This is a genomic window from Tessaracoccus oleiagri (assembly GCF_900103275.1).
In the GTDB taxonomy this organism is placed as follows: domain Bacteria; phylum Actinomycetota; class Actinomycetes; order Propionibacteriales; family Propionibacteriaceae; genus Arachnia; species Arachnia oleiagri.
The window spans coordinates 24101-41639 of sequence record NZ_FNGP01000002.1; the positions used below are offsets into that span (position 1 = coordinate 24101).

General features: G+C 70.4%; 17 protein-coding genes and 1 tRNA gene. 4 read left to right on the forward strand and 14 right to left on the reverse strand.

Annotated elements, in window-relative coordinates; all coding sequences use genetic code 11:
* Position 1: 1 nt before the first annotated feature.
* Genes mshC through BLR46_RS05150 form a run of 4 tightly spaced genes read right to left on the reverse strand, consistent with a single transcriptional unit; the run spans position 2 to position 3189 of the window.
* Positions 2–1246, reverse strand: coding sequence for a cysteine--1-D-myo-inosityl 2-amino-2-deoxy-alpha-D-glucopyranoside ligase (mshC, locus tag BLR46_RS05135; RefSeq protein WP_093249636.1), 1245 nt, complete (start codon positions 1244–1246; stop codon positions 2–4).
* A gap of 49 nt (positions 1247–1295) precedes the next feature.
* Positions 1296–2030, reverse strand: a complete 735-nt coding sequence (locus BLR46_RS05140; protein ID WP_093249639.1) for an SCO1664 family protein — start codon at positions 2028–2030, stop codon at positions 1296–1298.
* Positions 2027–2548 (reverse strand): DUF3090 domain-containing protein, encoded by a 522-nt coding sequence (locus BLR46_RS05145; RefSeq protein WP_093249640.1) that lies wholly within the window; start codon positions 2546–2548, stop codon positions 2027–2029. Before BLR46_RS05145 ends, BLR46_RS05140 begins: the two co-directional genes overlap by 4 nt.
* 5 nt (positions 2549–2553) lie before the next feature.
* The gene (locus BLR46_RS05150) at positions 2554–3189 is read right to left on the reverse strand and encodes a histidine phosphatase family protein (RefSeq protein WP_093249643.1); all 636 of its coding nucleotides are present in this window, start codon (positions 3187–3189) and stop codon (positions 2554–2556) included.
* A 60-nt stretch (positions 3190–3249) separates the two neighbouring features.
* Here BLR46_RS05150 and BLR46_RS05155 point away from each other — a divergent pair, with 60 nt between their 5' ends.
* The 3 genes from BLR46_RS05155 (at position 3250) to BLR46_RS05165 (ending at position 5245) form a co-directional block, all read left to right on the forward strand.
* Positions 3250–4074 carry an undecaprenyl-diphosphate phosphatase gene (locus BLR46_RS05155; RefSeq protein ID WP_093249644.1) on the forward strand — a complete coding sequence of 275 codons (825 nt, stop codon included), beginning with the start codon at positions 3250–3252 and terminating at the stop codon, positions 4072–4074.
* 10 nt (positions 4075–4084) lie between these two features.
* Positions 4085–5062, forward strand: a complete 978-nt coding sequence (locus BLR46_RS05160) for an aldo/keto reductase (RefSeq protein ID WP_093249646.1) — start codon at positions 4085–4087, stop codon at positions 5060–5062.
* Positions 5063–5160: 98 nt separating this feature from the next.
* Positions 5161–5245, forward strand: a tRNA-Leu gene (locus tag BLR46_RS05165).
* Between the two features lie 159 nt (positions 5246–5404).
* Here BLR46_RS05165 and BLR46_RS05170 read toward each other — a convergent pair.
* The 9 genes from BLR46_RS05170 to mgtE form a co-directional block, all read right to left on the reverse strand.
* Positions 5405–6817 (reverse strand): HNH endonuclease signature motif containing protein, encoded by a 1413-nt coding sequence (locus BLR46_RS05170; protein ID WP_093249647.1) that lies wholly within the window; start codon positions 6815–6817, stop codon positions 5405–5407.
* Between the two features lie 73 nt (positions 6818–6890).
* A complete protein-coding gene (locus tag BLR46_RS05175) occupies positions 6891–7232 on the reverse strand; it encodes a cupin domain-containing protein (RefSeq protein ID WP_093249648.1) in 342 nt (113 codons plus the stop codon).
* An 89-nt stretch (positions 7233–7321) separates the two neighbouring features.
* Entirely contained in the window at positions 7322–7942 is a 621-nt protein-coding gene (locus tag BLR46_RS05180) for a response regulator (RefSeq protein ID WP_093249650.1), read from the reverse strand.
* Positions 7939–9141: a sensor histidine kinase gene (locus BLR46_RS05185; RefSeq protein WP_218118352.1), complete on the reverse strand. Its 1203-nt coding sequence runs from the start codon at positions 9139–9141 to the stop codon at positions 7939–7941. The genes BLR46_RS05180 and BLR46_RS05185 overlap by 4 nt, the downstream gene beginning before the upstream one ends.
* A gap of 9 nt (positions 9142–9150) precedes the next feature.
* Entirely contained in the window at positions 9151–11238 is a 2088-nt protein-coding gene (locus tag BLR46_RS05190; RefSeq protein WP_093249651.1) for an MMPL family transporter, read from the reverse strand.
* Positions 11235–11684 (reverse strand): DUF2871 domain-containing protein, encoded by a 450-nt coding sequence (locus BLR46_RS05195; protein ID WP_093249652.1) that lies wholly within the window; start codon positions 11682–11684, stop codon positions 11235–11237. The genes BLR46_RS05190 and BLR46_RS05195 overlap by 4 nt, the downstream gene beginning before the upstream one ends.
* A 109-nt stretch (positions 11685–11793) precedes the next feature.
* Entirely contained in the window at positions 11794–12261 is a 468-nt protein-coding gene (locus BLR46_RS05200) for a GatB/YqeY domain-containing protein (protein ID WP_093249655.1), read from the reverse strand.
* A 62-nt stretch (positions 12262–12323) separates the two neighbouring features.
* Entirely contained in the window at positions 12324–14708 is a 2385-nt protein-coding gene (locus tag BLR46_RS05205; protein ID WP_093249656.1) for an ATP-dependent DNA ligase, read from the reverse strand.
* A 77-nt stretch (positions 14709–14785) separates the two neighbouring features.
* Positions 14786–16144 (reverse strand): magnesium transporter, encoded by a 1359-nt coding sequence (gene mgtE / locus BLR46_RS05210; protein WP_093249659.1) that lies wholly within the window; start codon positions 16142–16144, stop codon positions 14786–14788.
* A gap of 42 nt (positions 16145–16186) precedes the next feature.
* On the opposite strand from mgtE, the gene BLR46_RS05215 reads away from it, so the two are divergent.
* A complete protein-coding gene (locus BLR46_RS05215) occupies positions 16187–16657 on the forward strand; it encodes a heme-binding beta-barrel domain-containing protein (RefSeq protein ID WP_093249660.1) in 471 nt (156 codons plus the stop codon).
* A gap of 1 nt (position 16658) precedes the next feature.
* Here the strand turns inward: BLR46_RS05215 and BLR46_RS05220 are convergent, their stop codons facing one another.
* On the reverse strand, positions 16659–17426 hold the full coding sequence (locus tag BLR46_RS05220; RefSeq protein WP_093249662.1) for a hypothetical protein: 768 nt from the start codon (positions 17424–17426) through the stop codon (positions 16659–16661).
* Positions 17427–17539: the final 113 nt, after the last annotated feature.

Here is a 17539-nt window from a genome sequence, read left to right on the forward strand (position 1 = left end):
CCTAGAGCTTGATGCCGAGCAGTGCGTCGATGGCGTCCACCATGGCCGGGACCGCGCCCGTGTCATCGCTGTCCACCGCGGCGGAGGCGGCCACCCACGTGTCGACGGCGGCGAGTGCGGCGGGCGCGTTCAGGTCGTCGCGGAGGGCGGTTCGCATGGCGGCGATCGTGTCGTCGGCCGGGATCGCGGTGGAGTTGTTGAGGATGCCGCGCCAGCTCTGCAGGCGCTGCTCGGCCTCGGCGAGCTGGTCTGCGGTCCACTCCCAGTCGGCGCGGTAGTGGTGGTCGAGCAGGGCGAGGCGGATCGCCATCGGGTCCTTCCCCGCCTTGCGCAGGCGGGAGACGAGTTCGAGGTTGCCCTTGGACTTGCTCATCTTCTCACCGTCGAGTCCGACGAGGCCTGAATGGACGTAGGCGTTCGCGAAGGGCTGGCCCGTGGCGGCACACGCTTCGGCGGCGCACATCTCGTGGTGCGGGAACACGAGGTCGCGGCCGCCGCCCTGCACGTCGAAGTGCGGTCCGAGGTGCTTGAGCGACATGGCGACGCACTCGACGTGCCAGCCGGGCCGTCCGGCCCCGAGCGCGGATTCCCAGGCCGGCTCGCCGACGCGGGCGAACTGCCAGAGCAGCGAGTCGAGCGGGTGCTTCTTGCCCGGACGGTCGGGGTCGCCACCGTTCTCGCGGAAGCTGTCGACCATCTCCTCCTCGGTGAGCCTGCTCACCGAGCCGAAGCCGTCGACCGCGTTGGTGCGGAAGTACCAGTCGGGGTGCTCCTCGTCGTCGACCTGGTAGACGAGGTCAGTCTCGGCCAGCTTCTCGATGAGTTCGACGACGATGCCGATGGACTCCACCGCGCCCACGTAGTGCTCGGGCGGCAGCACCCGGAGGTGCTCCATGTCGGTGCGGAACAACTCGATCTGGTCCTGGGCCAGCTCGTCCCACTGCTGGCCGGTCTGCTTGGCCCGCTCGAGCAGCGGGTCGTCGACGTCGGTCACGTTCTGGGTGTAGTTGACCGCGAGCCCGAGGTCGCGCCAGACGCGGTTCACGAGGTCGAAGGTGACGTAGGTGTTCGCGTGCCCGAGGTGGGTGGCGTCGTAGGGCGTGATGCCGCAGACGTACATGCGCGCCGTGCCGCTGTCCGGGCCTACCTCCACGAGCGACTGCGTCGCGGTGTCGAACAGCTTCAGCTTCGCCGGTGCCGTCGAGGGGGTGATTCTCGGCACGCTGGTAGGGGCCCACGAGTACATGGCCCACAATCTACCGCAGGGCGAAGGGGTGCCCGACGCGTCGACCAGCTCAGAAGGGCGGCCACGGGATCGCGGGCCAGCCCGTTGTGGGCCCCGGGAAGGCACCCGCCTCGGCCAACCTGCGGGCGCGGGCCTTGAGCGCCGCCCACTCCTCGTCCGCGAGTCCGGGCGCGAGCGGCTCCCCGAGGCCGGCACAGCGCTCGGCCACGTCCAACTCCTCGTCGGTGAACGGCTGGTTGGCGAATCCCCACAGCACGGTGCGCAGCTTGTCGTCGACGTGGAGGCTCACGCCGTGGTCGACGCCGAACAACGCACCGTCGGCCTCGATGATGTGGCCGGCCTTGCGGTCGGAGTTGTTGACAAGGGCGTCGAACAGCGCCATGCGGCGAAGGCGCGGGTCGTCGCGGTGCACGAGCACGACCGGCCGACGATCCTGGTCGAAGCCGGACGCGACGGGCAGCCAGTGCTCGGTGACCTGCTCGGGATGGATCAGGTCGACGACGTCGCTGATCACGCCGTCCACGAACCGCTGCAGGGATCCCTCCCCCAGCGGGCCGTCGCCCCAGACGGTCCGCGGGACGATGCCGAGACCGAGCGCCTCGGAGATGGCGTAGGCGGCGACCTCGCGGCGGCCGAGCGTCTCGTCGGGGAAGTCCCACAGCGGCTGCTCACCCGCGACGGGCTTGTAGACCCAGCTCGCTTCCTCCTCGTCGGCGACGAGGTACGTCTCGTTCGAGGCGTCGACGAGCCGGCCGAGTAGCCTCAACTCCCCCGCCGGGCTCATGGGAACAGGCGGCTGCGGTAGCCGTTGGCGCGCGGGCAGATGTGCCCCTCGGGCCCCAGCGGCTGGGCGCAGACCGGGCAGGTGGGGCGCCCCGAGGCGACGACGGCCTCCGCCCGGGCGGCGAACTCGCGGGCTTTGGACGGTGTCAGCCAGATCTGCACCAGGGTGGTGTCGGTCTCGAAGTCCGACTCCTCCAGCGGGAAGAGCTCGATCTGCGCGGCCATCCGCCCGGCGTCCCAGGCGAGCCCGATGGCGCCCGCGCGGAAGTCCACCGAGAGCGGGGCGTCGAGCGGGCCCATGTCACGGGGCTCGTGCGCGTCGGGGATCGGCTCGCCGAGCGCGGCGAGTTGGTCGAGGATCTCCGTCAGCCGGCGGCCCAGCAGTTGCGCCTGCTCCTTCTCGACGGCGACGGCCGCGATGGAATGGCCCTGCGCCACCTGGATCAGGAACAGTCGGCGGCCGGGCTCGCCCACCGTCCCGACGACGCAGCGGTCGGGGTGCCGGAACTCCTTCAGCATGGGGCCTAGCCTACGCCGCCACCGACCGTGGCCCCGTGACTCGGCACGAAGGCGCGGCGGGCGTCGACGCCGCCACCGACGAGCCTGACCACCGGTTTCGCGCCGGAGAAGTCGATGACGCTGAGGGAGCCGGGCGGGACGTCGAGCCGCTGGAACTCGTCGAAGGGGATCGCGAGCGCGTCGGCGAGGATCGCCTTGATCGGGTCGCCGTGGCTGAACACGACGGCCGGCTCCCCGGAGTGCCGACCGACGATCTCCCGCACTGCACCCACTGTTCGGTCGCGCATCGTCAGCATGGTCTCGCCGCCGGGGAACTCGACGAGCGACGGCTGTGCCTGCACCTGCTCCCAGAGCCCCTCCTTGGCGAGGTCGGCCAGTTTGCCGCCGGTCCAGTGCCCGTAGTCGCACTCGCTGAGGCCGTCCACCACCACGGCGGAGGGGAAGCCGGCCAGCTCTGCCGTCTGCCGGCAGCGGGCGATCGGCGACGTGTAGGCGTGCGACACGTCCACGAGGACCTCCGCCAGCCCCGCCGCCTGGGCGCGACCGTGCTCGTCGAGATCGACGCCGTCCGCGCGGCCGGCGAGGATTCCCTCGGCGTTGGCGGTGGAGCGACCGTGCCGGACGAGGATCACTATCGACATGTGCCCAACGTACCCGCATGGGCGTAGGGTGAGTCCGGTTTGGTTCCGGAGGGAGTTCGTATGGGTTGGCTGGACGCGATCATCCTGGGTGTGGTTCAGGGACTCACGGAGTTCCTGCCCATCTCCTCGAGTGCCCACGTCTCCATCGTGGGCCAGCTGTTCTTCGAGGGGCGGGACCCGGGGGCCGCGTTCACGGCCGTGACGCAACTCGGCACCGAGACGGCCGTCCTCGTCTACTTCTGGAAGGACATCACCCGGATCATCAAGCGCTGGTGCCTCGCGCTGGTGGGCAAGCACCCCAAGGACGATCCCGACGTGCGGCTCGGCTGGCTGGTGATCGTCGGCTCGATCCCCATCGTCGTGCTGGGGCTGCTCTTCCAGGACGCTATCGACACGTCGCTGCGGAACCTCTGGGTGACCGTCGCGATGCTCGCCGGAGTGGCGATCATCCTCGCGATCGCCGACCACGTCGGCAACCGCAACCGGGGACAGCTCGAGGACCTCACGTGGAAGCATGGCATCCTGCTCGGCTTCTTCCAGGCGGCAGCACTGATCCCCGGCGTCTCCCGCTCCGGAGCGACGATCTCCGGCGGCCTCTTCCTGGGCTACGACCGCCCCACCGCCACCCGCTACGCCTTCCTGCTCGCGGTGCCTGCCGTCTTCGGCTCCGGCCTGTACAAGCTCAAGGACATCGGCGCCGACGAGAGCGCCGCGTGGGGCCCGACGATCGTCGCCACCCTGATCTCGTTCTTCGTCGGCTATGCCGTGATCGCCTGGCTGCTGCGCTACATCTCCACCCACAACTTCCGGCTGTTCGTCGTCTACCGACTCGCCACAGCGGCGCTCGTCGCGGTGCTCATCCTGACCGGCGTGCTGACTGCCTAAGCTGGCAGGCATGGAATCGCGCGCTCTGGGATCGTCGGGTCTGCACGTCTCCCCCATCGGACTGGGGACGATGGCGTGGGGACGCGACGTCGAGGCCGCGACAGCACGTCGGTTGCTCGAGTCGTTCGTCGCCGGCGGCGGCAACCTCGTCGACACCGCACCCGCCTACAGCGCAGGGGCCGCGGAGAAGATCATCGGTAGCGCCATCGCGCGTGGGCTGCCCCGTGACGAACTGGTCATCGCGACGAAGGCCGGTTTCGTGGTCCGCGACGGGCGACGGGTCATCGACACCTCGCGTGGGGCGCTGCTCGATGACCTCGAGGGATCGCTCAGGCGGCTGAACACCAACTACATCGACCTGTGGCAGATCCACGCCTGGGGCGAGGCCCCGCTCGAGGAGACCCTTGCAGCGGCGGACTCCGCCGTCCAGCGAGGGCTGGTCCGCTACGTCGGCGTCTCCAACTTCGTCGGCTGGCAGACCGCCACCGCCGCCACTTGGCAGGAGGCGCTCCCCGGTCGCGTCCACCTCTCGTCCGTGCAGGTCGAGTACTCGCTGCTTGCCCGTCGGGCCGAGGTGGAGGTTGTCGGGGCCGCGAAGTACCACGGCCTCGGGATCCTTGCGTGGAGCTCGCTGGGCCGCGGTGCGCTCACCGGCAAGTACCGGTTCGGCAAGATGCCCACGGACTCCCGAGCCGCGTCGCCCCACTTCTCCTGGTTCTTGGAGCCGTACCTCCAGCCCAGGTCGGCCGCGATCGTCGACGCGGTGGCGCACGCCGCCCAGGGACTCGGCCTGACACCGACGCAGGTGGCGCTGCTGTGGGCCCGCGACGCGCCCCAGGTGGCATCCGCGCTGGTGGGCCCCCGCACGCTCGACCAGCTGGACGAGATCTTGGAGGTCGACGGGAAGCGGCTGGTGGCGCCGATCGTCTCGGCGCTCGACGACATCTCGGGCGGCCAGAACGCGCTCCGTTCGGCCACGAAGTCGTAGTCAAGTGGTGGTCGGATAGTCGCCTCCGGCTCGGTTTGTCACCCCGTGAAGAGTCCTGCTACAGTTTCTTGTCGCGCCCCAATGGGGCCGCAACCCTTGTCCGGGTGGCGGAATAGGTAGACGCGCTAGCTTGAGGTGCTAGTGGCCGTATAGGCTGTGGAGGTTCAAGTCCTCTCTCGGACACGACAGGGATAACCCCAGACAGACTGTGCAACCGCAGCTGGCTGGGGATTTCTTTTTTTCTGGCTTCACACGCCCAGGATCGTGGCCAACGCCCGGTGAAGCCGCTCGTCGTCGAGCGCACAGTTCCCGCTCAGCTCGACCTCTGGTCGAAGGTGACGGTCATGCCGGTCGAGGTACACCCAGCACTAGCGAATCCTTGTGGCGCCATGGGTCGTCGGCTGGCGGCTTCCACGGATCCGGCTCGGGGCAGACTGGTGCCTCATCCGGTGGTGGGGCCGTCATTTCTTGAAGCGTGAAGCGGCGGTGTTGTCGTGGCCGCCGGACGGGGTCGACGTGCCGGGGCGGAACGAACAGCGGTCTGCCGGTGGCCTCGTCGATCCGGATCTCCCACTGCCACTCCGGTGCCCGTTCCGGATCTGGCTCCACCAGCCGGTGGTGGTGCGGGCACAAAAGCACGAGATTGTGCATCGACGTGTCGCCGCCGGCCCACCACGGCCGGATGTGGTGCGCCTCACACGCCGCCGGGCGGGCCGTGCAGTGCGGGAACACGCAACCCTGATCGCGGTGGGTCAGCGCCGTCCGTAGTCCCTTGGGGACGAGCCGGTACTCGCGCCCGACATCCAACGGCTGGGAGTCGGAGCCGAGCACCAGCGGAATCAGGCCGGCGTCGCACGCCATCCGACGCGCCTCCCCCGCCGAGATGGTCTCGCCGCCGAACCCGAACACCCCCGCGGCGCCGAGTCCGTCGGTGAGCAGCGACAGCGGCATCGTGACCTGCACGTGCGGCCGGTCCCCGCCCTGCGCGGGGACGTCGCCGGAGGCGGCCGCGATGTTGGCGAGCCGCAGCAGCGCATCCGCCCGGCGGGCCTCCGGGCTCGGCACCTCACCTTCATCCATATAGGACGAGGCGGGTGGCATCAGGGCGTCGAGCTGGGCCTGCAGCAACGCGGCGTCGGCCGTCGGCAGTTGGCCCGACAGCCGCATCGAGCCGTGATGGTCGGGGGTGAGCCGGACCGCACGGCCGGCCTTGGCGAGCCTCTCCTCGCGCTGCAACCGCGCAGCCTCGAGGTCCTCAGCCCCGTCAGGGTCCAAAAGCTCCCACATCCGCAGCGCCGCCATGCGGAGCTCGGCCGGGCCCAGCTCGTCGCAGTAGCCGAGCAGTTGCCGCTGACACGCCTCCAGCTCCGCCCTGCCCAGCGCGACCGGAAGCCGCTTCAGCCCGGCGATGATGGCCTGCGCCTGGGCGACCGAAATCGAGCCCTCGGTGAGTGCTTCGGCGAGCACCCAGAACCGGTCCGCCAGATCCGCGCCCAGCCGCAGCACCCCCGCCGCCTGACCCGACGTTGTCCGCGGCGAGTTCCGCACCTGGTCCATCGCAGCCGCCGCCCCCGCCAACTGCGCCTCGCCGACCAACTGCAGCCGTAGGCCGGCGAGTCTGGCCTCCTCGATCTCCAACTGCGCGAGCACGGCCTTCACTTGAGCGGCGTCGTCGTCGCTCGTGATCCTGAGCGCGCGCAGATCCACGAGCGCGGCGTCGATCGCGCCCCTCAGATTCCGCAGTGAATCGCTCATGTGAACTATTCAACCAGCCACCACTGACAAAACCTGACGACCGGGGACCCAGGCGGGAATTTTCGGGGCGGCTCTAGGACGTCGACGGCCCGAGGCGGTGAGACGAGGTATCGCCGTCGGCGGGCTCCTTCAGTTCGACGAAGATCGTATGGGTGGCGGTGCTGCCGATGTTGGTGCCCGCGTGCTGCTGGGCGTCCAACCACCTTGCTTCGAAGGCCGGCAGCGCGACATCCACCTCCCGGTCTCCCGACCGGAGCCGTCGCCGGAATGAGCTCAGCGTCACCATCACGCTGTCGGGGTGCGAATGGGGCTGCGTGGAATCGCCCGGCTCGTCCAAGTACTCCAGTACCCGGACCCGCTCGTTCTCGAAAAGCAGCCTATAGAGGCTGGGATTGGTGGCGATGGGGTCGTTCATGACGTTCCTCGATTCTTGGGGGCGAACGCCCTACAACGAATCACTGTGCGACGGCTCACTCGCTCCCGCATGAAGTTCCGCGGATCCGGTCAGCGGATGAGTCCCGTCATTCGGGCTCGCGAGACGGCAGCGGTCCGGTTGTCGACCCCGAGCTTGCCGTAGACGTGCACGAGGTGGGTCTTCACCGTCGCCTCGGACACGAAGAGCCGCTGCGCGATCTGGCGATTGGTGAGGCCCTCCGCGGCCAGCTGCAGCACTTCGAGTTCCCGGGAGGTCAGTTCCGTCGTCGGACGCTGCAACCTTCGCATCAGCCTGGATGCGACCAGCGGGGCCAAGACTGTATCGCCGGCGGCCGTGCGTCGGATGGCGTCGGCCAGCTGCTCCGGCTCCGCATCTTTCAGCAGGTAGCCGGAGGCACCCGCCTCGATGGCACGAAGGATGTCGCCCTCGGTGTCGTAGGTGGTGAGGACGAGCACCCGAGTGGCGCTCCCGAGCCCGATGATGCGACGGGTAGCCTCGGCCCCATCGTCAGCGCCGAGTTGGAGGTCCATCAGCACCACGTCGGGCGCGATGCGTCGCACGAGTTCCAAGGCCTCCTCGGTCGAGCCCGCCTCCCCCACGACGGCGAACTCACCGGCCGTCTCGAGAAGGGCCCGGAGTCCGGCTCTCACGACCGGATGGTCGTCCACCAGCACGACGGAGACGCTCATCGGACCGGCCCCAGGGGGAGGGCCGCCCCGACCGCCGTGCCGGCACCGGGCGTCGACTCGATCGTCAGCCGACCACCGAGATCCGCCAATCGCTCCGACATGGCCCGCAGCCCGAACCCCGAACCTTCGGGCTCCTGGGAGGGCGCGTCGACGTCGAAACCGATCCCGTCGTCGACCACATCGAGGAGCACCTCGTCGTCGGTCCAGGTGAGCGTCAGCGTCACCCGTGCGGCTTTCGAGTGCGCGCGGACGTTCGCGAGCGCCCCCTGGGCCAGTCGCAGGAGGGCGACTTCGATGGCAGTGGGGGCCGGCCGGGCATCCCCTTCGACGCGGAAGTCAGTCTTGACGCCCGTCTGTTCCGCGAGCCGCTCCAACTGCCTCTCCAGCACCGTCGGGAGCGACGACCGGACCAGTGAGGCGGGGGCCAACGCGGCCACGACATCACGGGCGTCGGCGAGATTCTCTGCCGCGGTGTCGCTGATCTGGGAGAAGAGCCTCCGGGTCCCCGCGTCGTCGGACCGTGCCTGCCCGGCCCGCGAGAGGAGCAGGATCGAGGAGAACCCCTGTGCGACGGTGTCGTGGATGTCACGCGCGAGCCGCGCCCGCTCCCCCAACGCCCCAGCTTCCCGTTGGGCGGCGGCCAGCTCGGCCTGCATCGCCACCAGGTCCTCCTGGCTGCGGGTCAGCTGCTCCACCAACTCGCCCCGACGTCGCGACTCCTCGAGGATCTGTTGGTAGCCCAAGCCGATGCCCACCGCCACGAGCGCCCCCACGGCCGGCCCCACGATCTCCGCCACGGTGTTGCCTCCCGGGGTGCCGGTCTGGCTCACCACCACCCCGGCGGTCATGACGGTCACCGTCACCAAGGCCCACGTCAGCGGCAGGACCTTCATCGCGAGCAGGAAGAGCGGGAACGCCAGCCATGAGAACTCGGCCGACACGAGCGTCAGCACAAGCCAGCACATGACCAGCACCCCGAACCACACTCGGGCCCGGAGCCCGGTGGCCGGCGGCGCCAGCCACACCCCGGCCGCGTACCAGACGACCGTCACCCCGATCGCGAGCAGGGCGTGCCACGGCAGCCGGTCCTCGCCCGCGAGACGGAACACCGCGATCCCCAGCAGCAGGGCGAACAGCAGGTGCTGCCCGAGCCGCAGGCTGCGGAGCGCGGCGGAGTCCGCCTGTTCGATGGTGCGCACGGTGCCAGCCTATTCCCGGGCGGCCGGTGCGGCGGCGGCCAGGGCGTCCTGCGTGGTGGGCGGCACGCGCCTGAGCGAGCCCGGCCACCACATGGCGTCGCCCACCAGTGCGAAGACGGCGGGCACCACCACGGTCCTGACGAGGAGCGTGTCGAGGAGCACGCCCAGTCCGACGATCACACCCAGCTGCCCGAGCGTGACCAGTGGCAGGACGCCCAGTGCGGCGAACACTGCCGCGAGGACCACTCCGGCGCTCGTGATCACGACACCGGTGGCGCCGACGGCCCGCACCATGCCGTCCACGGTCCCATGCACCCGCGCCTCCTGCCGCGCCCGGTGGACGAGGAAGATCGTGTAGTCGATCCCGAGGGCCACGAGGAAGAGGAAGCCCAGCAGCGGCACGAGCAGATCCAATGCCGGGAAGCCGAACCATTCCCGCCCCAGCCATGCCCCGGCGCCGATGGCCGCCACCGCGCTCAGCGCGTTGACCAACAGCAGCACGACCGGCGCGACCACCGACCGCACCAGGGCGGCCAGCACCACGAGGCTGACCAGGAGGACGAGCGGCACGACCGTGAACAGGTCGCCCCTGGCCGCCTCGGCGGCGTCCAGGTCCTCTGCCATCGGGCCACCGACCAGCGTCTCCGGCGACACGTCGCGGACGGCCGCTCGGACCGTCGCCACCAGTTCACCGGCGCGCTCGGTACCCGGGGCGGCCTCCAACACGGCGCTCACCCGCTGCCAGGAGTCGGACGCCTCCCCCACCGGATGGACGCGCAGCACACCGTCGACCCCTTCCACCGCCGCCAAGACCTTGCCGGTCTCCGCTGCGGGGACCACGAGTGACAGTGGCGCCGACTCCCCGGGCGGGAAGTGCTCCGACAGCACCGCGAGTCCGGCTCCCGATTCCGAGGGGACGCGGAACTGCTCGTCCTGCGCCAAGCCGACCCGCGTCCCCACCAGCCCCCCGGTGGCCAGGAAGCCGAGCACCAGGAGACTCACGACGAGCACGGACACGGGCCGCCGCGCGACCGAGCGCGCCACCGCATGCCACGGGCCGGAGGTGGCCCCTCCCGCCCCGTCCCCGACGCGCGGCACGAACGGCCAGAAGACCCCCCGCCCGCCAAGCGCCAACGCGGCAGGCAGGGCCAGCGTCACGAACGCCAGCGCGATGAGCAGCCCCGCCGCCGACGTGACGCTCAGCCCTCGGCTCGCGGGCTGTTCCGCCAGCAGCAGCGACAGCAGCGCCACGACCACGGTCAGGTTGCTGGCGAGGATCGCCGGCATGCTGCCGCGCCACGCCCGGCTCAGGGCGACGCGGTGGTCGGCCTCGCGTCGCAGTTCCTCGCGGTAGCGCGAGACCATGAGGAGGGCATAGTTCGTCCCCGCGCCGAACACCAGCACGCTGACGATGCCGCCGTCCAGTTGCAGTTCCAGCGCACCCGCGACGCGGGTGCTGACCACCGTGGCCGCCTGGTCCGCCAGCGCGACGACCGCCAGGGGGACGAGCGAGAGGATCGGCGACCGGTACGTCACCAGCAACAGGACGGCGACGATGCCGATGGTCACGACGAGAAGCGTGACGTCGGCGCCCTCGAAGGCGAGCACCGTGTCGGCGCCGAAGGCCGGACCACCGGTGACGAAGAACTCGAGCCCCTCCGGCACGGGTTCGGATCGCGCCGCCTCCCGAACGCCGGTCACCGCCTCGGCGAGCTCCTGCGAGGGCAGTTCCGCCGACATCATGATCGGGAGCATCACGGCCTCCCCGTCGCTCGAGACCGCGGGGCGTCCCGGATCCGAGCGCACTTCGAGGGCCACGCGCTCCGCCGCGCCGGAGAGGAACGCGAGGTCCGCGTCGGTCAGTCCCTCCTCCCGATGGGCGAGCAGGAGCACCGGCGCGAGATCGCTTCCGGGCAGCCCTGCGGCGATCTCGGCGGCCCGTCGCGACTCCGAACCGGCGGGGGCGGACTCGCTGGTCCGCTCGGAGGTCGCACTGCCCAGGCCGATCACGGCCAGTGATCCCACCAGCGCGACGAGGAGCACCAGCCAAGGCACACGCCCCCGGACGATGGGGAGCAGTCCGTCGCGCTGGTTCATGCGCGGGCCTCGGCCGGGAGCGAGGCTTCCTCGTCGGGGCTACGCAGCACGACGCTGCCGAGGGCGGCGAAGAGCAGGATGAACGCCGCGGTGAGCAGCATGTGGCCGGTGCCGGAGATGCCGGCGAACATCTTGTCGTTGAAGTGGACACCGAGGGTGGTGAGCGTGCCACGGACGGCCATCATGCCGCCCGTCAGCACGACGCCCAGGTGCCAGGTGATCTCGAAGGCCCTGCTGAACCGCGACGCAGAAAGACGGAAGAGCCGTTCCAGGACCAGCACGAGCAGACCGGTGAGCATGCCCAGCACGAGCAGATGGGTGTGGACGAGCCCGAGCTGGCTGTCGGGGGCTCCCGGATGGGTCCGGGTGAGTTCGCGGTAGAACAGTCCCCCGGCGAGCCCGAGTCCGGCGTAGATGGCGCTCGCCCAGTACGCACGACGAAGCATTGGTGACCTCCCTGTGTTGGTTGCGTCACCAATTCCAGCCGCCGGCGCCGTCCCGCACATCGCCCGGGCGGTGGGACCTCGGGTCAACCGAATGGTTGAGCCACCTCCGCTAGCGCGCGAGCGCCGCCTTGACCTTCGCCGCGACGACGGAGCCGTCGGCCCGGCCCGATGCCTTGGCGTTGACGGCCTTCATCACCGCCCCCATCTGGCGCATCGTGGGCTTCTCGCCGTTCTCGGCCTCGACCGCGGCGAGACTCTCCGCAACCAGCGCGTCGAGCTCCTCGTCGGTCAGCATGGCGGGCAGGTACTTGCTCAGCACCTCGACCTCGACCAGCTCCGCCTCGGCGAGCTCGGGGCGGCCACCCTCGGTGTAGGCCTCGGCGGAGTCCCGACGGGCGCGCACCTCGCGCTGGAGCACGCCGATCTCCTCTTCCGGGCTGAGCTCGCGGGCGACGGAGCCCGCCACCTTCTCCTTCTTGAGCGCCGCGATGCCCATCCGCAGCGTCGTGGTCAGGGTCTTGTCGCGGGCGCGCATCGCGGCCACCATGTCGTCGTGCATCTGCTGTTCGAGGCTCATTGCCAACTCCTGTCGATCGGCTCCATTCTTCCAGAAACCCATCCCCGCCCATCGCGCTGCAGTCACTGCTCCCGCGCAACGTCCTCCGGGTCCGCGTCAGTCCGCCATCCGCGCCAGACCGGGTGCCGAAGCCTCCCGGAATCCGTCCACTCGGTGTAGCTGACCTCTGCGACGAGATAGGGCTCCACCCAGTGGGCGCCGCGCGCGTCCTTGGCGGGCACGTCGGCGACCGGCGGTGTCTTGCGCTCGATCCCGGAGAGCACCTCCCGCGAGGCGCGCAATTCCTCGTCGCTGAACCCCGACCCCACCTTCCCGACGTAGGTGAGCCCCCCGTCGGCGTTCACGGCCATGAGGAGCGACCCCAGCGGCGCGCGGGAGTTCTGCCCCGGCGACCAGCCCACGATGATCACGTCCTGCGTCCGGACGTGCTTCACCTTGAGCCAGGTCTTTGCGCGCTTCCCGGGCTGGTAGACGCCCGTGTCCCGTTTGGCCACGACCCCCTCCATGCCAAGCTCGCGGCTGATGGCCAGTGCGGCTTCGGCGTCCTCGCCCAGGCCCTCCGGCACGTGCACGTGCCGCCCTCCCTCACCGAGCAGCGACGCGAGGCGCTCCCGACGCTCCTCGTACGGCACCCGCAGAAGCGACTCCCCGTCGAGGTGCAGCAGGTCGAACACCATGAGGTGCGCCTTGCCGGGTGTGCTGCCGTGCCGCTGCAGCAGTTCGAAGCGCGGCACACCTCCCTCGTCGAGGACCACCACTTCGCCGTCGAGCACCACATCGTGGCCCTCCAGGAGGCGCGTGAGCTCCCCGAGTTCCGGGTACTTGGCCGTCAGGTCCAGCCCGTTGCGGCTGGTGAGGCGGTGAGCTCCCCCGGCCACCTTCGCGATGGCCCGGTATCCGTCCCACTTGATCTCGTGCCGCCAGCCCTCGCCGCGGATGTCGTCCTCGGTGGCGAGCGTGGCGAGCATGGGCTCGACGTCGGGAAGCCGGCGCAACGCGTCCGGATCGACGTCGGGGGACGGCTCCGCGGGCGTGTCCTCGGGCTCCGGGTCCATCAGGTGGATGAGCCAGTTCTTCTCGTCGCCACCGAGCTTGGTGGCGATGAGCGCGTACCTACGCGGCACGCCGCCGAGGCCACCATCCGGGGCGCCACGCAGGGTGGCGATGACCTCCTTGCCGTCGCGCCACTTCTCGAGCTCGTAGGTGCCGTGGTCCCAGATGGACACCTCGCCCCCGCCGTACTCACCCTTGGGGATCGTGCCCTCGAAGGTGCCGTACTCGAGGGGGTGGTCCTCGGTCTGGACTGCGAGGTGGTTGTCGGTGCCGCTGGTGGGCGGCCCCTTGGGGACCGCCCAGGAGACGAGGACGCCGTCGTGCTCGAGCCGGAAGTCGTAGTGCAGCCGGCGGGCGTGGTGCTCCTGGATCACGAAGCTGTTGCCCGCCCCTTTCGACGGTGGCGCCTCCGGCACCGGCTCCGGCGTGCGCGCGGCGTCGCGCATGGAGCGATACTTCCGCAGCCGGTCCGGGCCCGCGTCGGGTGGCGCGTCCGTCCCCTGGTCCGGCAACAGCTTGGCCAGCGGATCGGCCCCGGTCTCCAGTCGGCGCAGCACGTCGGCGAAGTCCAGTTGGCGGAGGTCCTCGTCGATCTCGTCCCACTCGCGGGGCGCGGCGACGGTCGGGTGCGTGCGCCCGCGCAGCGAGTAGGGGGCGATGGTGGTCTTGCTGCCGTTGTTCTGACTCCAGTCCAGGAGGATCTTCCCCTCGCGAAGGGTCTTGGTCATGTCGCTCACGACGAGGTCGGGGCGCAGCTTCTCCAGCTGGCGCGCGATCTCGCGGGCCAGCTCGGCGGCGTCGTCGGAGGTCATCGACCCGTCGAGCCCCGCGTAGAGGTGGATGCCCTTGCTGCCGCTCGTCACGGGCACGGACTCGAAGCCGATGCCCTGCAGCACCTCCCGCAGGAGGTGTGCGAGCTCCACCAGTTGGGGGACGGTGGAGCCCGGGCCGGGGTCGAGGTCCAGGACGAGCCGGTCCGGGTTCTGGGGCCGCAGGTCCTCGTCGAACCGCCACTGCGGCACGTGCAACTCCAGCGCGGCGAGTTGCCCAAGCCAGGTGAGCGTGGCGGCGTCGTCGATGAGCGGATAGGTGTTGGGCCCTCCGCCGTGTTCGATGACCGCGGTGGCCACCCAGTCGGGCGTCGAACGGGTCTGCAGGTTCTTCTCGAAGAACGAGCTGCCGGTCGCCTCGTCGGTGCCGACTCCGTTGGGCCACCGCTTCCTGGTCGCAGGACGGCGCCGCGCATGCGGGACGAACCACCGGGCGATGTGCTGGTAGTAGGCGATGACCTCGCCCTTCGTGGTGCCCGTGGCCGGGTAGAGCACCTTGTCGACGTTGGTCACCCGGATCCGGCGACCCTCAACCTCGATCTGGTGCGCGCTCGTCGCTGCCATCGGCCTCCTTCCACCACCTCGAATCTTGCCCCCTGCGGCGGGCACTCCGTGGCCGCGGGCAACGGAAGGCACCAGGGCTAGGCGAGATTCAGCACTGCGGCCGCGATGGAGAAGTAGATCACGAGACCGGTGGCGTCGCAGAAGGTGGAGATGAAGGGGTTGGAGAACACGGCGGGATCCGCGCCGACCTTCCGGGCGACGAGCGGCATCAGCCCGCCCACGACCGCCGACATCGTGCACACCGACAGCAGCGTGAGCCCGATCACCAGCCCGATCGGCAGCCCGTAGACGAGGCTCGCGAGCCCGAAGCCGACGGCCCCCAGCACCGTGCCCAGCACCGCTCCGACCCGCAACTCGCGCCACACGACGCGCGGCAGGTCGCGGACCCGCACCTCCCCCACGGCAAGGGCCCTCGTCACGGTCGTCGCCGCCTGGTTGCCCGTGTTGCCTCCGGTCCCGGTGAGGAGCGGGATGAACAGCGCGAGCACCACGACCTGCTCGAGCCGCGCCTCGTACAACTCGAGCACCTGGACGGTCAGGATGGCGGACACACCGAGGACCAGCAGCCACACGATCCGGCTCCGCACGATGCGCCAGATCGGCGCGGCGAGGTACGACCCGGCGAACGTCTCCGCGCCGCCCGATCGGGCCGCGTCCTCCGCGTCCTCCTCCTCCATGATGGCGACCGCGTCGTCGAAGGTGAGGATGCCGACCACCCGTTGCTCGTCGTCGACGATCGGCATCGCGAGCAGCTTGTCGGCGAGGAACCGGCGTGCGACGTCCTCGCGACGGGCCACCGCCGGCGCGCTGGAGGCCTCCCGCATGATGGAGCCGACGAGCGCGTCCGGCTCCGTCGCCAATAGGCGACGCAGCCCCACCACCCCACGCAGCTGACGGGAGTCGTTCACGACCGGCAGGAGGTAGATCGTCTCGGCGTGGTCGATACGGCCGCGCACACGGGCGAGCGCCTCCCGCACGGGGGAGCCCTCGTGGAGGGTGACGACCTCGGGCGACATGTAGCGCCCGATCGAGTCGCGAGGGTAGCCGAGGACGGCCGTCGTCATGCGCCGTTCCTCGGGGTCCAGTCCGCGCATCAGCCGGTCGGCGACGGAGGCCGGCAGCTGGTCGAACAGCTGGGCGCGATCGTCGGGGTCCAGGTCCTCGATGAGGTCCGCGATCTCCGAGCTGCGCAGGGCGTGGATGAGATCCGCTTGGTCCGCCGGGGCCAGGTCCTCGAACACGTCGAGTGCGGTGTCCTTGTCCAGCACCCGGTAGAGAATGGCGGCCTGGTTGCTCGGAACGCTCCTCAGCACGTACAGGAGCTCACTCGTGGGCAGCGTGGCGGCGAGATCCGCCAGCCTCCTGAGCTCCTGCTCGGAGGCCGTGCCCCGCTCGAGGAGATTGGTGACGCTCGCCACATCGGCCGGTTGGGTCATGGCCCCTCCTTCGCTCGGATGCGCCCGTTGTAGGTTACCCACATGGCACTTCACGCAGGACTGCAGCCAGTGGCGGCGCTGATCGGGACGTGGGAGGGGGACGGCTTCGGCCGCTACCCGACGATCGAGGACTTCAGCTACCGCGAACAGCTGACGTTCACGGACATCGGCAAGCCGTTCCTGCACTATGCCCAGCGGACGTGGGCCCCGGACGGGCGCCCGCTGCACGTCGAGACCGGGTACCTACGCATCCCGGGCGACGGCCGGGCCGAGTTCGTCATCGCGCAGCCCACCGGCCAGACGGAGCTGGCCGAGGGAAGGGTCGTCGTGGGCGAGTCCGTGGAGCTGCTGCTCGAGGGGCGCATCCAGAATTCCGCCAGCGCGAAGCAGGTGGACGCCACCGCACGCACCTACCGCCTCTCGGGCGACGCACTGTCGACGACTTTCGACATGGCGGCCGTCGGCCAGCCCATGGGTCGGCACCTGCAGAGCGAGCTTCGCAGGACGGGCTAGCTCATCCGTCCAAGGCCGAGGGGAGCTGTGCCCGCGCCAGCAGCGGCACCTGGCAGAAGATGACCGAGAAGGCGCTGCAGCCGAGGTTCGTGGTGCCCAGGGACTGCTCGCGGACCAGCACGAGCACCGTCTCGCCGGCCAGGCTCCGGTCGTCCAGGTTGCCCTCCGAGTGCAGCGCGAACCGGCTGTCGAGCGTCTCCTCGGCATACGGGTCGAGGCTCCGGCACCGGTCGGTGCCCGGCTCTTGCAGGTCTGCGGTCAGCCGGACGCTGCGGTCGCCCGTCGGGGAGCCCCAGGGCTGCTCGTAGAGCCACAGGCATCCCCGGGACTGGTGGGCGGGAATGGGGTCGCCGAGCACCATCACGCGCACCTCCGCGGGGACGAGCGCGAGGGCGGCCCTCGCCTCCCGCTCGCCCGAGACCGCGAACACCTCTGTGCGCCGCATCGAACAGGAATGCAGGTGGTCGTAGGCGAACCAGCCGCCCAGTTGCGGGTGGACACGGCAGGCGACCTCCTGCCGCCAGCCGACGGGAGCGCCGAGCACCGGCTCGAGGGTACCGCGCGCCTGGGCGCCCCACGCCTCGGTGTCAGGCAGGGCGCGGGCGTAGGCACGGTCGGCCGCGTCCCCGGCCCTCACCTGGTTGCACACGTTGATGAGGCCCCGCACGCCGAGGTACAGCACCACCGCGGCGGCCAGGACGAGCGCGATCATCCCCAGCACGCGCCAGCCGCGGTGGCGGCGCCTCGTGCTCCCTCCCTCCACCGGCATGGGGACAACCTATTCCGGATGCCTTGCCCGCGCCGGGCTTTTGCGCCACATCCGCCCCTCCCGGACGAACGAACGGCGCGCCGCCCACCGATGCGGTGGACGGCGCGCTGCAG

What these genes read in the sequence shown, in the direction of transcription:
- BLR46_RS05175 (WP_093249648.1), bottom strand. Translation starts at nt 7,232, where the DNA reads ATGAACGACCCCATCGCCACCAATCCCAGCCTCTATAGGCTGCTTTTC.
- mgtE (WP_093249659.1), bottom strand. Translation starts at nt 16,144, where the DNA reads ATGACCCAACCGGCCGATGTGGCGAGCGTCACCAATCTCCTCGAGCGG.
- BLR46_RS05140 (WP_093249639.1), bottom strand. Translation starts at nt 2,030, where the DNA reads ATGAGCCCGGCGGGGGAGTTGAGGCTACTCGGCCGGCTCGTCGACGCC.
- BLR46_RS05205 (WP_093249656.1), bottom strand. Translation starts at nt 14,708, where the DNA reads ATGGCAGCGACGAGCGCGCACCAGATCGAGGTTGAGGGTCGCCGGATC.
- BLR46_RS05155 (WP_093249644.1), top strand. Translation starts at nt 3,250, where the DNA reads ATGGGTTGGCTGGACGCGATCATCCTGGGTGTGGTTCAGGGACTCACG.
- BLR46_RS05220 (WP_093249662.1), bottom strand. Translation starts at nt 17,426, where the DNA reads ATGCCGGTGGAGGGAGGGAGCACGAGGCGCCGCCACCGCGGCTGGCGC.
- BLR46_RS05200 (WP_093249655.1), bottom strand. Translation starts at nt 12,261, where the DNA reads ATGAGCCTCGAACAGCAGATGCACGACGACATGGTGGCCGCGATGCGC.
- BLR46_RS05145 (WP_093249640.1), bottom strand. Translation starts at nt 2,548, where the DNA reads ATGCTGAAGGAGTTCCGGCACCCCGACCGCTGCGTCGTCGGGACGGTG.
- BLR46_RS05195 (WP_093249652.1), bottom strand. Translation starts at nt 11,684, where the DNA reads ATGCTTCGTCGTGCGTACTGGGCGAGCGCCATCTACGCCGGACTCGGG.
- BLR46_RS05190 (WP_093249651.1), bottom strand. Translation starts at nt 11,238, where the DNA reads ATGAACCAGCGCGACGGACTGCTCCCCATCGTCCGGGGGCGTGTGCCT.
- BLR46_RS05215 (WP_093249660.1), top strand. Translation starts at nt 16,187, where the DNA reads ATGGCACTTCACGCAGGACTGCAGCCAGTGGCGGCGCTGATCGGGACG.
- BLR46_RS05170 (WP_093249647.1), bottom strand. Translation starts at nt 6,817, where the DNA reads ATGAGCGATTCACTGCGGAATCTGAGGGGCGCGATCGACGCCGCGCTC.
- BLR46_RS05180 (WP_093249650.1), bottom strand. Translation starts at nt 7,942, where the DNA reads ATGAGCGTCTCCGTCGTGCTGGTGGACGACCATCCGGTCGTGAGAGCC.
- mshC (WP_093249636.1), bottom strand. Translation starts at nt 1,246, where the DNA reads ATGTACTCGTGGGCCCCTACCAGCGTGCCGAGAATCACCCCCTCGACG.
- BLR46_RS05150 (WP_093249643.1), bottom strand. Translation starts at nt 3,189, where the DNA reads ATGTCGATAGTGATCCTCGTCCGGCACGGTCGCTCCACCGCCAACGCC.
- BLR46_RS05160 (WP_093249646.1), top strand. Translation starts at nt 4,085, where the DNA reads ATGGAATCGCGCGCTCTGGGATCGTCGGGTCTGCACGTCTCCCCCATC.